12 protein-coding genes and 1 pseudogene are annotated in these 13,989 nt (G+C 66.8%); 4 read left to right on the top strand and 9 right to left on the bottom strand.

Going from position 1 to position 13,989, the window contains the following annotated elements; all coding sequences use genetic code 11:
• The first annotated feature begins 85 nt into the window (after nt 1-85).
• Together pgm and B7R22_RS00950 are read left to right on the top strand one after the other, a co-directional pair.
• The gene (gene pgm, locus B7R22_RS00955; RefSeq protein WP_116409959.1) at nt 86-1,717 is read left to right on the top strand and encodes a phosphoglucomutase (alpha-D-glucose-1,6-bisphosphate-dependent); all 1,632 of its coding nucleotides are present in this window, start codon (nt 86-88) and stop codon (nt 1,715-1,717) included.
• 28 nt (nt 1,718-1,745) lie between these two features.
• Entirely contained in the window at nt 1,746-2,123 is a 378-nt protein-coding gene (locus B7R22_RS00950; RefSeq protein WP_116409958.1) for a DUF6578 domain-containing protein, read from the top strand.
• A 13-nt stretch (nt 2,124-2,136) separates the two neighbouring features.
• Here the strand turns inward: B7R22_RS00950 and B7R22_RS00945 are convergent, their stop codons facing one another.
• Complete coding sequence (locus B7R22_RS00945; RefSeq protein WP_253258802.1) at nt 2,137-3,117, bottom strand: M15 family metallopeptidase; 981 nt, start codon at nt 3,115-3,117, stop codon at nt 2,137-2,139.
• 35 nt (nt 3,118-3,152) lie between these two features.
• Nucleotides 3,153-3,989 (bottom strand): amidase domain-containing protein, encoded by an 837-nt coding sequence (locus tag B7R22_RS00940; protein ID WP_172582131.1) that lies wholly within the window; start codon nt 3,987-3,989, stop codon nt 3,153-3,155.
• Between the two features lie 180 nt (nt 3,990-4,169).
• On the opposite strand from B7R22_RS00940, the gene B7R22_RS00935 reads away from it, so the two are divergent.
• Nucleotides 4,170-5,999: an MDR family MFS transporter gene (locus B7R22_RS00935; RefSeq protein ID WP_437184122.1), complete on the top strand. Its 1,830-nt coding sequence runs from the start codon at nt 4,170-4,172 to the stop codon at nt 5,997-5,999.
• Between the two features lie 49 nt (nt 6,000-6,048).
• On the opposite strand, the gene B7R22_RS00930 is transcribed toward B7R22_RS00935, so the two are convergent.
• Nucleotides 6,049-6,915 (bottom strand): DNA-methyltransferase, encoded by an 867-nt coding sequence (locus B7R22_RS00930; protein WP_116409956.1) that lies wholly within the window; start codon nt 6,913-6,915, stop codon nt 6,049-6,051.
• Nucleotides 6,916-6,995: 80 nt separating this feature from the next.
• On the opposite strand from B7R22_RS00930, the gene B7R22_RS00925 reads away from it, so the two are divergent.
• Nucleotides 6,996-7,283 carry a GNAT family N-acetyltransferase gene (locus B7R22_RS00925; protein WP_116409955.1) on the top strand — a complete coding sequence of 96 codons (288 nt, stop codon included), beginning with the start codon at nt 6,996-6,998 and terminating at the stop codon, nt 7,281-7,283.
• A gap of 28 nt (nt 7,284-7,311) precedes the next feature.
• Here the strand turns inward: B7R22_RS00925 and B7R22_RS00920 are convergent, their stop codons facing one another.
• The 6 genes and pseudogenes from B7R22_RS00920 to B7R22_RS00890 form a co-directional block, all read right to left on the bottom strand.
• Entirely contained in the window at nt 7,312-8,361 is a 1,050-nt protein-coding gene (locus B7R22_RS00920) for a lipoate--protein ligase family protein (protein WP_116409954.1), read from the bottom strand.
• Between the two features lie 197 nt (nt 8,362-8,558).
• The gene (locus B7R22_RS00915) at nt 8,559-9,407 is read right to left on the bottom strand and encodes a serine aminopeptidase domain-containing protein (RefSeq protein WP_116409953.1); all 849 of its coding nucleotides are present in this window, start codon (nt 9,405-9,407) and stop codon (nt 8,559-8,561) included.
• A gap of 234 nt (nt 9,408-9,641) precedes the next feature.
• Complete coding sequence (locus tag B7R22_RS00910) at nt 9,642-10,487, bottom strand: transglutaminase family protein (RefSeq protein ID WP_116409952.1); 846 nt, start codon at nt 10,485-10,487, stop codon at nt 9,642-9,644.
• On the bottom strand, nt 10,484-11,416 hold the full coding sequence (locus B7R22_RS00905; RefSeq protein ID WP_116409951.1) for an alpha-E domain-containing protein: 933 nt from the start codon (nt 11,414-11,416) through the stop codon (nt 10,484-10,486). The genes B7R22_RS00910 and B7R22_RS00905 overlap by 4 nt, the downstream gene beginning before the upstream one ends.
• Entirely contained in the window at nt 11,416-13,284 is a 1,869-nt protein-coding gene (locus B7R22_RS00895; protein WP_253258801.1) for a circularly permuted type 2 ATP-grasp protein, read from the bottom strand. The genes B7R22_RS00905 and B7R22_RS00895 overlap by 1 nt, the downstream gene beginning before the upstream one ends.
• Before the next feature lie 275 nt (nt 13,285-13,559).
• Nucleotides 13,560-13,814 (bottom strand): annotated as a pseudogene (locus B7R22_RS00890) (class II aldolase/adducin family protein); the annotation flags it as partial.
• Nucleotides 13,815-13,989: the final 175 nt, after the last annotated feature.

The following is a 13,989-nucleotide window of genomic DNA, read 5'->3' as shown; positions in this document are numbered from 1 at the left end:
CCTCCACAGGCGGAGGGGGAGACCACTTTTGCACAGATGCCGCAAGAGCTCCCCGGGTGGAGCCGCCGAATGCCAAGATGAAGGCATGAACGAGCGCGCCGGGCTGCAGGCCCTCCCCAAAGACCTTGTCGATGTCGATGCCCTGGTGGCGGCGTACTACGAGCTGAAGCCCGATGTGACGAACCCGGAGCAGAAGGTGATCTTCGGCACCAGCGGACACCGCGGTTCGTCGCTCGACACGGCGTTCAACGAGAACCACATCCTGGCGATCACGCAGGCGATCGTCGAGTACCGCGCGCTGCAGGGCATCACGGGTCCCCTCTTCATCGGGCGCGACACCCACGGGCTCTCGAAGCCGGCTGAAGACACCGCCCTCGAGGTGCTGAACGCCAACCACGTGACGGTGTGGACGGATTCGCGCGACAGCTATACACCGACGCCCGCGGTGTCGCATGCGATCCTGCGCTACAACAATGCCGCCTCAGGGCACTCAGACCGGGCCGATGGCATCGTCATCACGCCGAGCCACAACCCGCCCCGCGACGGTGGCTTTAAGTACAACCCCCCGCACGGTGGGCCGGCCGACTCCGACGCGACGGGATGGATCGCGGCCCGCGCCAACGAGTTGATCGAGGCAGGCCTCGTCGAGGTGCTCCGGGGGGAGGCGACCCCGAGCGACACCTACGACTTCCGCGAGCACTACGTGGCCGACCTGCCGAGCGTCATCGACATGACGCGCATTGCGAAGTCGGGCATCCACATCGGCGCGGATCCACTAGGCGGGGCCAGCGTCGAGTACTGGGAGCTCATCGGGGAACGCTTCGGTCTGAACCTCGAGGTCGTGAACACCACGGTCGACCCGCAGTGGGCGTTCATGACGCTCGACTGGGACGGCAAGATCCGCATGGACTGCTCCTCCCCCTACGCGATGGCATCGCTCGTCGAGCGTCGGCACGACTACGACATCTCGACGGGCAACGACGCGGATGCCGACCGGCACGGTGTCGTCACGCCCGACGCGGGCATCATGAACCCGAACCACTACCTCGCCGTGGCGATCCAGTACCTCTACAGCAACCGCACGTCGTGGCGGCCGGAGGCCGCGATCGGCAAGACCCTCGTGTCGTCGACAATGATCGACCGGGTGGCGACCTCGCTCGGTCGGCAGCTTCTGGAGGTTCCGGTGGGCTTCAAGTGGTTCGTGCCCGGCCTCATCGACGGAAGTGTGGCGTTCGGCGGTGAGGAGTCGGCGGGAGCCTCGTTCCTGCGCTTCGACGGAACCGTCTGGACCACCGACAAAGACGGCATCATCCTCGCACTGCTCGCCTCGGAGATCCTGGCGGTCACGGGCAAGACGCCGTCGCAGCACTACGCCGACCTCGTCGAGAAGTTCGGCGATCCGGTGTACGAGCGGATCGACGCCGCGGCATCCAAGGCGCAGAAGGCGCAGCTGGCGAAGCTCGACGGCGACGACATCCCCGCCTCGACCCTCGCCGGCGAACCGATCATCGCGAAGCTGAGCAGGGCGCCGGGAAACGATGCCCCCGTCGGCGGCGTGAAGGTCGTCACCGAGAACGCCTGGTTCGCCGCGCGCCCGTCGGGCACCGAAGACGTGTACAAGATCTATGCCGAGTCGTTCCTCGGTGCGGAGCACCTCAAGGAGGTGCAGGCCGAAGCGAAAGTCATCGTCGACGCCGCCCTCGGCGCCCAGCACTAAACTGCAGTTTCCTCACTTATAATGGGGGATGGAGTTTTTCATCTGGGTCGATGGGTGGCAGCACGAGTGCTGTGGAGATCCGTTCTCGGTCGGAGACGACGTCACTTGGGCCGTCAACGGTGCCGATAAGAAGTGGCTCAGCGCGACGCTAGGTACGGGGTTGGCCGAGTCGATACGGTACTCGGAAGAGCATCACGACGGCCCCACCAGCCGAACGGTCAACGCGACAGTTCTCGGCATCAAGGCAGCACACTGCTCCTACGGCACGCCGGATCCCCAGATGAAGATCTCAAGGCCCGTTGTGGGGTCAACAGTTCTGCAGGCTATGACCAGCACCCCCAGCGAAACACCTCGCCTCGCGAAGAAGGACTTTGCAGGTTACATCGTCTCCGTCCGAGAGCGCTGACCCTTCCGGCAGGTCAGCCCGCGTAGTCGGGGGCTGCAGGCAGGCCGAAGAACTCCTCGAGGGTCTCGACGCCGGTATTGTGCATCTCGGTGGCCAGGGCGACTCCGACGAAGCGGAAATGCCAGGGCTCGTACTCGTAGCCCGTCACGGCGGTCTTGTCGGCGGGGTAACGCAGGATGAAGCCGAACCGGTAGGCGTTGGCGGCGAGCCACACGCCTGACGGCGCGCTGCCGAAGCAGGGGGTCTCGAGGTCGCAGCCACTCGAGGTGTCCATGATGTCCATGGCGAGTCCGGTCTGGTGCTCGCTGAAACCGGGACGCGCACTGGTCTTGTCAGCGCCAGCGACGCCGAGGGCGTCCTTGTAGTGCTGATACGCCCGCACCTGTACGCCGTAGTCGCGGTAACCGCTCTGGGCGATCAACTGCGTTCCCACCTCGGCTTTGTCCGCGGCGAACATCGAATGCAGGGCGTCAGCGGCGTCGGAGCGCAGCATGTACCCGAGCGGATCGGGCATGTCGCTCGGCAGATCGACGAGGTTCGGGGGAACGAAGTTCGCGCCGTCGGCGACAGGGCGCTGCTTGTTCACGACGACCCAAATGCTGTTCGGGTCGTCGATCGAATGGGCCGTCTTGTCGAACGCTGGCGGTACGGGTGGCGCCGGCGGCGCTGCCGGAACCGCCGAGGCGCTCGGCGAGGGCGGGACGGATGGCGTCGAGGAGGCGGGCACGGATGCGGAGGGCGAAGCCGTGCTGCCGGGCAGGGCAGCCGCTGCCGCACCCGCCTGGAACTGGTGCGCGACAGCGTTCAGCGCAACCACGGTTCCCGCCACGAAGGCCGCGATCACGACGAGGATCAGCGCTGCTGCGATGATGCGTCGCCTCCGCAGTTGCCGCCGCCGGTCATCCGGAGCCTGCGGCGTCTCGCGGGAGAGCGTGGACCTCGCACGACCTTCGGCCCCGCGAGGTCGGCGATCGGGTGGAACGGCATCGGACACCCGCCCAGTGTAGGGGTGGAGACCTGCGAAACGCCTCAGGCGATGCTGTAGAAGTGGGCGGTCCCGCCCGGGTTCTCGACCGTGATCGCCCCGTCGAAGTCGCGGTACTGCGCATCGAGGGTGTGCCCGACGAGCTTGATGGCGTTGGTGCCGTCGGGGTTCACATCCACCCGGGAGACGAGCATGGTGTGGTCCACGCCGTTGTCGTTCTCGGGATCCCAGTCGAACATCACGACGTCACCCACCTTCACCGAGGCCCGCTGCGACAGGTCGAGCCGCGTGGTGTCGTCACGGGAATTGAGGTAGTCGTCCATCTCGTTGCCACGGATCCAGCTCAGGCTGTAGTCGCCGGTGGTGGCGTAGTCGCTGTACCAGTCGCTGTTCTGCTGCCAGCCGCGCGCGAGCAGGGTCTGGTTGACGAAGTTGCCGCAGTCGTTGTCGCTGAACCGGCTCCACTCCGCCAGGTTGTAGTCCTGCCAGTAGGTGAAGGCGTACTGGAGTTGCCGATCGACAGCCGTGACGGCCTGGTAGGAGAAGGGCGTGCCGGCGTCGAGGCTGGTTCCGTCTGCGAAGGCCAGGGCGATCGCGGCGGTCGCCGGCTGGTGGTCCACCGCGGCAGGCGTCAGGAACGAGACCGCACCGGCCTCGTCGACGGTGAGGGATGTCGCGGCAGCGCCGCCCACGGTGACAACGACGACGTCAGCGAGTCCCGACCCGGTGAGGCTCACAGCCGTTCCACCCGTCAGGGACCCGATCGCGACGCTCACCCCGGTGACAGTGGGCGCGGCGGCTGCGGAGGCGGTGGGGGCCGATTCACCGAACGCGTTGCTGTCGGTGCAGCCGGCGATGGCAAGGAGTCCGGATCCGGCCACCAGAGCAATAAACGAGCGTCGCGTAGTAATCGTCACTCTCTAACCACAACATACAGATCTATGAATAACCTCCGGGTTGCAATTGCAAGCCCTACTGGGGTCAAAGCTTGCCATCTTGCAAGGAAGTTACGTCGGGTGTAACTTTGCAGTCTCCGCAAACTTTTTCAGATCAGGACATCCATGTCACGCACAACCACTTCAGGCCAGGCCCGGGCCCAGTCGATCAAGGACGCCGGCGGCGTGATGACCCACCGCCAGATCCTGGTCATCATTTTCGCCCTGATGGCAGGGATGTTCCTGTCGGCCCTCGACCAGACGATCGTCGGCACCTCGATGCGCACGATCGCCGACGACCTCGACGGGCTCGCCCTGCAGGCGTGGGTGACGACCGCCTACCTGATCCTGTCGACGATCAGCACGCCGATCTACGGAAAGCTCTCCGATATCTTCGGCCGCCGTCCGCTGTTCATCATCGCGATCAGCATCTTCCTGGTCGGATCGTTGCTCTCGGGCCTGTCGACCTCGATGTACGAGCTCGCCATCTTCCGCGGCATCCAGGGCCTCGGCGCCGGTGGTCTGATGGCCCTCCCGCTCGCAATCATGGGCGACATGCTCGCTCCCCGCGAGCGCGCCAAGTACCAGGGCTACTTCCTGGCCACCTTCGGTATCGCCAGCGTGATCGGGCCGCTCCTCGGCGGCCTGCTCTCCGGCGCCCCCGAGATCGTCTTCATCACCGGCTGGCGCTGGGTGTTCCTGATCAACATCCCGATCGGCATCGTCGCTCTCGGCGTCGTGCTGCGATTCCTGCACCTGCCGTTCACCAAGCGCCCGGGCGTGCGCATCGACTGGTGGGGCGCTGCCACGGTCATCCTCGCGCTCGTTCCGTTGCTGCTGATCGCCGAACAGGGTCGCGAATGGGGCTGGGGATCGGGTGGAGCGTGGCTCTGCTACATCCTGTCGGCCGTCGGCATCGCCGCGTTCCTGTTCGTCGAGCGCAGGATGGGCGATGACGCCCTGATCCCGCTGAAGCTGTTCCGCTCCTCCACCTTCTCGGTGGCGACCGTTCTGGGTGTGCTCGTCGGGTTCGGGATGTTCGGCGCTCTGCTCACGCTGCCGCTCTACCTGCAACTGGTGAAGGGCGCGACGCCCACGGAGTCGGGCTTTTTGATGCTGCCGATGATCCTCGGCCTGATGACGGCATCCATCGTCAGCGGCCAACTCATCGCCCGCACCGGACGGTACAAGAAGTTCCCCGTGATCGGCACCGCGCTGATGGCCATCGGATTCTTCCTCCTGACGTTCCTCCGGGTCGACACCCAGCTCTGGTACGTGATGATCAGCATGTTCATCGTCGGCCTCGGGCTCGGCCAGATGATGCAGACGCTCACCATCGCCTCGCAGAACTCGGTCGGTCCGCGCGACATCGGCGTGGCGACGAGTGCGTCGACGTTCTTCCGCCAGATCGGTGGAACGCTGGGCACCGCCGTCGTCTTCTCGTTCATCTTCACGCGCCTGCCGCAGACCGTCACGGATGCATTCGCCCTGCCCTCGACGCAGGCCGGGATCGCTGCGGCGGCGCAGGACCCATCCGTCGTCGGCAACTCGGCGAACACGCAGATCCTCGGCTGGATCCAGACGCAGGACTTCACGGCGATCAGCAACGCCCTGAACGGCGACACCTCGTTTCTCAACGTGATCGACCCGCGCCTGGCCTTCCCATTCCTCAGTGGGTTCTCCTACGCGATCGCCTCCGTGTTCTGGATCACCATGGCCGTCGTCACCGTGGCGTTCGTGCTGGCCCTGTTCCTGAAGGCACCTCCGCTCCGGCAGAAGTCGGCCATGCAGGAGGCGAGCGATCTGGATGCCGCGGAAGGCGCTTTGGCCGCCGAAGCGCTCTCTGCCGCGAACGCGACGGGCGCGATGGTCGAGCCCGGCACGAGCGACGAAAGCGACCGGGGACCGGTGGAACCGGCATCCGGAGCCGCCCACCAGCCCAGGCACGGGGCCTGACGCGCCCGCGTCTCTCTGCCCGCACCCCCAGGCGCCTGCCTGCAGCGATCTACTCGAAGGTCGCAGCAGGCAGGCGTTTCTGCATGACGGCGATCGCCTCGGGGTTCTGGTCGATCAGAAGGAACCGGCGCCCGAGCGCCGACGCCACCGCGCCCGTCGTTCCGCTGCCCGCAAAGAAATCGAGCACGAGGTCGCCTTCCCGCGATGACGCCTGCACGATGCGCCGCAGCACCCCTTCCGGTTTTTGCGTCGGGTAGCCGGTCTTCTCGCGGCCGGTCGGCGACACGATCGTGTGCCACCAGACGTCGGTCGGGAGCTTGCCGCGAGCCGCCCGCTCCGGCGTCACGAGACCGGGCGCCATGTAGGGCTCCCGATCGACCGTCTCGGAGTCGAAGTAGTAGCCCTGCGGGTTCTTCACGTAGACGAGAATCGTGTCGTGCTTCGTCGGCCAGCGTGTCTTCGCCTTGGCGCCGTAGTCGTACGCCCAGATGATCTCGTTCAGAAAACTCTCCCGCCCGAAGAGCGCATCCAGCAGCACTTTGGCGTAGTGCGCCTCCCGGTAGTCGAGGTGCAGGTAGAGCGTTCCGTCGTCGGCGAGCAGGCGCCAGGCTTCCAGAAGGCGGGGTTCGAGGAACTCCCAGTAGTTCTCGAAGGCGTCGTCGTAGCGCAGCAGGTCGCCCTTGATGCGGTCGTAACTGTTGCCCTTGAAGCCGGTGATGGATCCGGTTCCGGCCTCCGCACGCACGGCGGTCGTGCCCTGGCGGCGCTGCACGCGACCGGTGTTGAACGGCGGATCGAGGTAGATCAGAGTGACGGATCCGCTCTCGAGAGTGGGGAGCACGTCGAGGTTGTCGGCCTGGATGACACGGCCGTCCGCCCCCGCCGGCATCGGATTCTCGCGGGGCGGGGTGGGCATGTTCTCATTGTGGCAGTCCTCGCGCCACCCCCGGAGCGGCAACTCGCAGTCGCCGGATGCCCGGCGTACTGTCGAGGTCAATGAGCACTCTGATCCGTCACGAAGCTGACCACCATCGCTACGTTCTCGTTGTCGACGACCGGGAGGCCGGGCTCGCCGACTACCGCACGGTGGGTGACGCCATCGTGTTCACCCACACAGAGGTGGATCCGTCCCGCCGGAAGAGCGGGCTCGGTGGCAACCTCGTGAAGGGCGCCCTGGATGACGTGCGCATCAACACCGGGCTGAAAGTCGTTCCCGAATGCCCGTTCGTCGCGGGCTGGATCGACGGGCATCCGGAGTACTACGAGCTGGTCGAGCGCGGCTGAGCTTCGGCCCGACTCTTTCACCGGTCGATCAGGGAACGCGCTCGATCCACTCGCGGGTGCCGAACTTCGTCTCGACCAGTGCGGCTGCCTGGGCGTATTCGTCGTCGGTGACATCACCGGTGGTGGCGCCGTAGAGCGAGGTGAAGGTGTCGATCATCCGATCGATGATCTCCTCGCGGGAGAGACCCGTCTGGCTGCGCAACGGATCGACGCGCTTCGCAGCGGACTTCGTGCCCTTGTCGCTCATCTTCTCGCGACCGATGCGCAGAACCTGCACCATCTTCTCGCCGTCGATGTCGTAGCTCATGGTCACGTGATGCAACACCGCGCCGTTGCCGAGGCGCTTCTGGGCGGCCCCGCCGATCTTGCCGCTGGGGCTCGAGATGTCGTTGAGGGGAACGTAACTGGCGTCGATTCCGAGCGATTTGAGGGCAATCAGCACCCATTCGTCGAGGAACGCGTAGGAATCCGCGAAGCTGAGGCCCTGCACGAGATCGGCCGGGGCATAGATCGAATAGGTGACGACCGATCCGGCCTCCATGAACATGGCCCCGCCGCCGCTGACCCGGCGCACCACGTCGAAGCCGAACTTCGCCGCATTCTCGGGGTCGACCTCGTTCTTCAGCGATTGGAAGCTGCCGATGACGACGGCAGGCGAATCCCACTCCCAGATGCGCAGCGTCGGCGCCCGACGCCCCTCGCCCACTTCGACGGCCAACACCTCGTCGAGTGCCATCTGCATCACGGGCGGTACGGCCTTCGAGTGGATCACCTGCCAGTCGTAATCGCGCCAGCTCGTCGCCTTGGCAAGTGAGCGGCGGATCGCCACGGCAACGCCCTCGGCGCTGAAGCCGAGCATCGTCACGTCCTTGGAGAGGGCCGCCTTGATCGCGGCGGCGATCGCAGAGGCCTCGCTGTCGGCGGAGAGCCCGTTCACGGCGCGGTTGATGTCATCCAGCGCGCTGTCGGGCTCGAGGAAGAAGTCGCCCGCCAGCCGGAAATCGGCGAACACCCCGTCCCGCACCTCGAGGTCGACCACGACCAGCTTGCCGCCCGGAACCTTGTATTCACCATGCATAGCTTCATCGTAAACCTCGTGCCTCCGCCCGCCAGCCCTTGCCGAGACACCGAAAACTGTCGGTATGCGCGCGTCTGAGCGACAGTTTTCGGTGATTCGATTGCGTGGTGGGGAGGGTGGGGGACGTGGAGAGGGTGGGGACGTGTGCGGTGAGGTGGGGTGGGGGTGGCGGGCGGGGGTGGCGGGCGGGGCGGGGGTCAGGCCGGGAGTGGGGCGTGGGAGGCGAGCCAGGCGGAGAGGTCGGCGACGACCTCGGCGCGGTTGGTCTCCCGCAGCACCTCGTGGCGGGCATCCGGGTACAGGTGCACCGTCACGTCGGTGAGACCGCCGCGCCGGTAGGCCGAGGCGAGCTTCTGGGCGCTCTTCTCCCCGCCGAGGATGTCGTCGGTTCCCGACAGGATGAGCACCGGGAGGTCGCTGTCGAAGTGCCGCGCCGGGCGGCCGAAGAGGCGGAGCCCGTCTGCCAACCCGAACAGCTTCAGAACCTTCGCTTCGAACATGAACTCGTCGGCCGCGGCTGCCGTCTGCACGGCCACGTCGCGGCTCAGCCATTCGTACCCGTGGCCGCCGCCGGGTGGGCGGTGGCGGCGGCTGAGGTCTCCGCCATCCATGGATCCGGGCATCCGGTACGCCGAGCCGACCAACACGAGACCGGCGTAGGGGCGCGACGAACCGTTGACGATGATCTGTGCCATCAGCGAGCCCCAGCTCTGGGCGAGCAGGAACAGCGGCAGTCCGGGGTTCTTGCCCGCGATGAGGGCGGTGAACTGGCGGATGCCCGCAAATGTCGCCCGCAGCCCGCCGGGGCCGAGACGCCCGAACTGGGTGCGGTCGCCGTGGTGCTGGTCGAGGCCGGTCTGGCCGTGACCGCGATGGTCGTTCGCGTAGACGGAGTAGCCCGCCGCGTTCAGCTCGCCCGCGAGCTCGACGTACCGGCCGGCGTACTCCCCGAGCCCGTGAGAGATCTGCACAACACCCCGCGGGTTCTCGACCAGCCAGCGGTAGTAGGTGATGCGAACGCCGTGTTCGTCGGTGAAGTGGGGCACGTTCCCACCCTAACCGCGTGCGCCAATTCAGGAGGTGCGGCCCGCCATGCACGAGGGCTACTCGGCGACGCCATATGCCTGAATTGCGCACCCGGCGCGGGGCGGCGGCAGGTGGCCGCGGGCGGCGCGGGACGCGCGGGCGGGGCGGGGCGGGGTGCGCGGGGCGGGGTGCGCGGGGCGGGGTGCGCGGGGCGGGGTGCGCGGGGCGGGGTGCGCGGGGCACGCCGCCCAGGGTCAGGCCTCGCGCGTGATCTCCACCTTCACGAAGAGGCGCGAGCCGAACGGGCCGGCGTACACCCCGCGGAGCGGCGCCACGTCGTTGTAGTCGCGCCCGCGCCCGACGGTCACGTGCCGGTCGCCGATGTCGATCGAGTTCGTCGGGTCGAAGCCCCGCCAGTCGCCGCAGAACCATTCGACCCAGGCGTGCGACTCCCCCGTCACCGTCTCGCCGACCCCGGCCGACGGCTTCGGGTGCAGGTACCCCGAGACGTACCGCGCCGGGATCCCCACCGATCGCAACGCCCCGAGGGCGATGTGCGTAATGTCCTGGCAGACGCCCTTCTTCTCGACCCAGGCTTCCCGCGCGTTCGTGTGCACGCCCGTCACCCCGGTCATGTACTCGACCTGATTGCCGATCTCGGCACAGATGGCAAGAGCTGCGTCACAGACGTTGTCATGCGACGCGGCGATGGTGCGGGCCAGCGCGGCGACCTCCGCCGGCGGGTCGGTGAGCTTGGTCTGCTTCACCTGTTCGATGGTCGACGTCACCCGCGCGGCGGCCTCGTGCAACGCCTCCCAGCCGAGCTGGTGCGGTGGATGCACGCGGGGGCGCACCTCGATCAACGAGTTCGCCGTGAGGGAGAGCTCCTTGTGCGGCGTCAGCACCTCGAACGACGACACCCGGGTACCCCAGTAGTCGAGATAGGTGTGGTTCGACGACAGCGGCGAGATGTCGAGCTGGGAGAACAAGACGAACTGTCCGTCGGACGACACGGGGAGCATCCTCGCCTCGTTGTACGACGCCCCCACCTCGCCTTCGTAGCGGTAACCGGTGACGTGCCTGATCCGGAGGCGGTTCATACGTGTTCTCCCACCCAGCTCGGTGCGGGGTTCGTTGGGAAGTACCGCTGGCGGATGGCCTCGGATGCCTCGCTCGTCGCCTCCTGCACGAGATCCATCTGGTGCGGGAGGTCGTGCAGGATGTCCATGATCGGTCGGTACTCCAGTTGGCTGCGGATCTGGCCGAGCAGGCGCTGGGCCTGGTCGGTGACCGCGAGGCGGGTGTTCCGCGGTTCGATGTCGCGGAGGCTCTGCTCGGCGCGCGACACCGAGTAGAGGATCGAGCGCGGGAAGAGCCTGTCGAGCAGCAGGAATTCGGCGGCGTTCCGCGCAGACGGCACCCCGCGGTACGTGCGGAGGTAGGACTCGTACGCCCCGCACGAGCGGAGGATCGTGGTCCATGACGGCCCCGACGCCTCGGTCAGGGAGCGGGTCGCGAGCAGCCTGGCCGTCATGTCGGCCCGTTCGAGCGAGCGGCCGAGCGTGAAGAAGTGCCACGCCTCGTCTCTGGATGCCGCGGACTCCTGGATGCCGACGGCCAGCGCCGAGCGCTCCCTGACCCAGGCGAAGAACTCGTGCGTCTTCTCAACGGCGATGCGGCGCGGCATGCGCGCGCGGGTCGTGTTCAGGCACTCCCAGAGTTCGGTCGAGACGATCTCGCGGGCGCGACGGGCGTTCTCGCGGGCGGCGCCGAGCGAGTAGGCGATCGATGCGGGCTGGGTGCGGTCGACGGCGAGGATGTCCAGCACGTCGGCGCGGGTCAGCTCGTGGTCGTCCGGCGGGATGTCGGCACCCATCACGGCGAGCAGCGACCGGCAGGCGAGGTTCTCCTCGATCCACGGGTCTTCGAGCAGCAGCTGCAGGTGCACGTCCAGGATGCGCGCGGTGCCGTCGCTTCGTTCGATGTAGCGCCCGATCCAGAACAGGCTCTCGGCAATGCGGCTCAACATCAGCGGTCACCCTCACGCTCGGTAGGGGCAATCAGAGGCCGCGTACGTGAGACACCTGTGGACAAATGAGGCGCGCGCGCCGGTCTCACGTATCCGGGAGAGTCGCAATTGGCGGGGTGGGGGGAGGGGTGGAGGGAGGGGTGGAGGGAGGGGTGGAGGGAGGGGTGGAGGGCAGCGAGGGGGGAGGAGTGGGGCAGCGTGAGCGGCGCGCCGAGGCGCACCTGCTGCTGCTGTTCCTGCTGGTCGTGGTGCGAGCGCGGCTTGTCGTAGGGCGAATGGTCGGGGGTGTGTTTCACGATCGGGATGGCCTGGGTGTTGGCGGCCTGGTCGGCCACCAGCCCCTGGATGTTCTGCGCGACCGGCGCCGTGCCGTCGATCGGCGAGAATCCGCCGGCGAAGCCGACCACCCAGGTGTCCTTCGATCCGCCGCCCTGCGACGAGTTCACCACGAGCTCACCCTCGGGCAGCGCCACGCGGGTGAGGCCGCCGGGCAGCACCCAGATGTCCTTCCCGTCGTTCACAGCGAACGGCCGGAGGTCGGCGTGGCGCGGCCGCATGCCGTCTTCGACCAGCGTCGGGATCGTCGAGAGCTGGATGACCGGCTGCGCGATCCAGCCGCGGGGATCCTTGATCAGGCGTCTGCGAAGAGCGTCGAGCTCCTTCTTCGAGGCGGCGGGCCCGACGACCAGCCCCTTGCCACCCGAACCGTCGACGGGCTTCACGACGAGCTCGTCGAGCCGGTCGAGCACCTCTTCGAGCGCTCCCGGGTCTTCGAGCCGCCAGGTGTCGACGTTCGGCAGCAGGGGCTCCTCCGAGAGGTAGTACCTGATCAGGTCGGGCAGGTAGGTGTAGACGAGCTTGTCGTCGGCTACGCCGTTTCCGACCGCGTTCGCAATGGTGACGTTTCCGAGCCGGGCTGCGAGCAGGATGCCCGGGGAGCCCAGCATCGAGTCCGCGCGGAACTGCAATGGGTCGAGGAACTCGTCGTCGACGCGCCGGTAGATCACGTCGACGCGCGTCGGCCCCGCCGTCGTGCGCATCCAGACCCGTCCGCCGGAGCAGAACAGGTCACGGCCCTCCACGAGCTCGATGCCCATCAGCCGGGCGAGCAGGGTGTGCTCGAAGTACGCCGAGTTGTAGACACCGGGTGTGAGAACGACCACGTTCGGGTCTTCGACGCCTTCGGGAGCGGATGCCCGGAGGGCCTGCAGCAGCTTGTTGGGGTAGTCGCCGACGGGCCGCACCCGCATCGAGACGAACAGTTCGGGCAGGGTCTGGGCCATCACGCGGCGGTTGGAGATGACGTAACTCACACCGGACGGCACGCGCACGTTGTCTTCGAGAACGCGCCAGGCACCCTTCTCATCGCGGATCAGGTCGATGCCCGAGACCTGGATGCGCACGCCGTTCGCGCTCACGATGCCGGCGGCCTCGCGGTGGAAGTGGCTCGACGAGCTGACCAGACCGGCCGGGATGACGCCGTCGCGGATAGCGTTCTGGGCGCCGTAGATGTCGGCGAGGAACGCCTCGAGCGCCCGCACGCGCTGCTTGATGCCGGCTTCGACGCCGACCCATTCCTTTTGTTCTATGACGCGCGGAACCGCGTCGAGCGGGAACGGGCGCTCCTCGCCAGCGAAGTCGAACGTCACACCCTGGGCGAGGTACGAACTCGCGAGCGCATCGGTGCGGCCCCGCAGCTCCTCCTGGGTCATCCGGGCGAGCGCCGTGTAGATGTCCTTGTAGGCTGCGCGGGCCTCCACCGGCGACGACGAGTCGGGCTCCGGGAACATCTCGTCGTAGGCGTGCGCACCTTTGATCGGCTTGCGGGGCAGGAGTGTGGCGCCATAGCCGGCGAACAGGTCAACCATGCTGAGAGCCTAGGCCCACCGTGTTGCCGGTGTGTTTCCGGGCCACTGGCGCAACGGATGCACCATTGGGGTGAGATCTGTAAAACCCGAACCGCGAAATGGTTCGATACGTCGGAACATCGGGTGTCGATGTTTATCGACACCCGATGTTGGCGAACTCATGTCCGAGCACGTCAACAAGAAGAAGGGCGTCTTCGCGATCGTCACTGCCGCCGTCCTGGTACTCGGAGGAGGCAGTACGGCCTTCGTAACCAAACGCAGCAGGCCAGTCGACGGTCACCCCACGCGGTGATGCCGTGCCCACCGAGGATCGCGCCGATCGTGCCGGGGTTCTTTGTTTTGATGCGGGGCATGTCGAGGCCGAGCTGGAAGCCGGGGCGGCGCCAGTCGACCCACGCCACCCGGTCTCCGAAGATCGCCTTCGTCAGCGCCTCTCCATCGGCCGAGGTCGCGACAGCGATACCGGAGTCAGGGTGCAGGTAGTCGACGTGCGCGGCGTCGACGAGGGCGTGCATGCTCGTGTCGATCGATTCGACCTGGCGATGAGGTCGGATTTCGGAATGGGTGTCACGACAGGAGTCCTTCGACCGTGGAGGGTGTGGGGGGCGGGGCCAATCTATGAACAGCAGCGCATACTGTCAAGCACAATACTTCGTTTCGAAAGTTATTTGGCTTTCGTAACTTTTCAAATCTTGACGCAATGTT

Source organism: Subtercola boreus (genome assembly GCF_003399635.1).
In the GTDB taxonomy this organism is placed as follows: domain Bacteria; phylum Actinomycetota; class Actinomycetes; order Actinomycetales; family Microbacteriaceae; genus Subtercola; species Subtercola boreus_B.
Note: the sequence above shows the minus strand (reverse complement) of the source record. Positions and strands in the feature narration are given on the sequence as shown.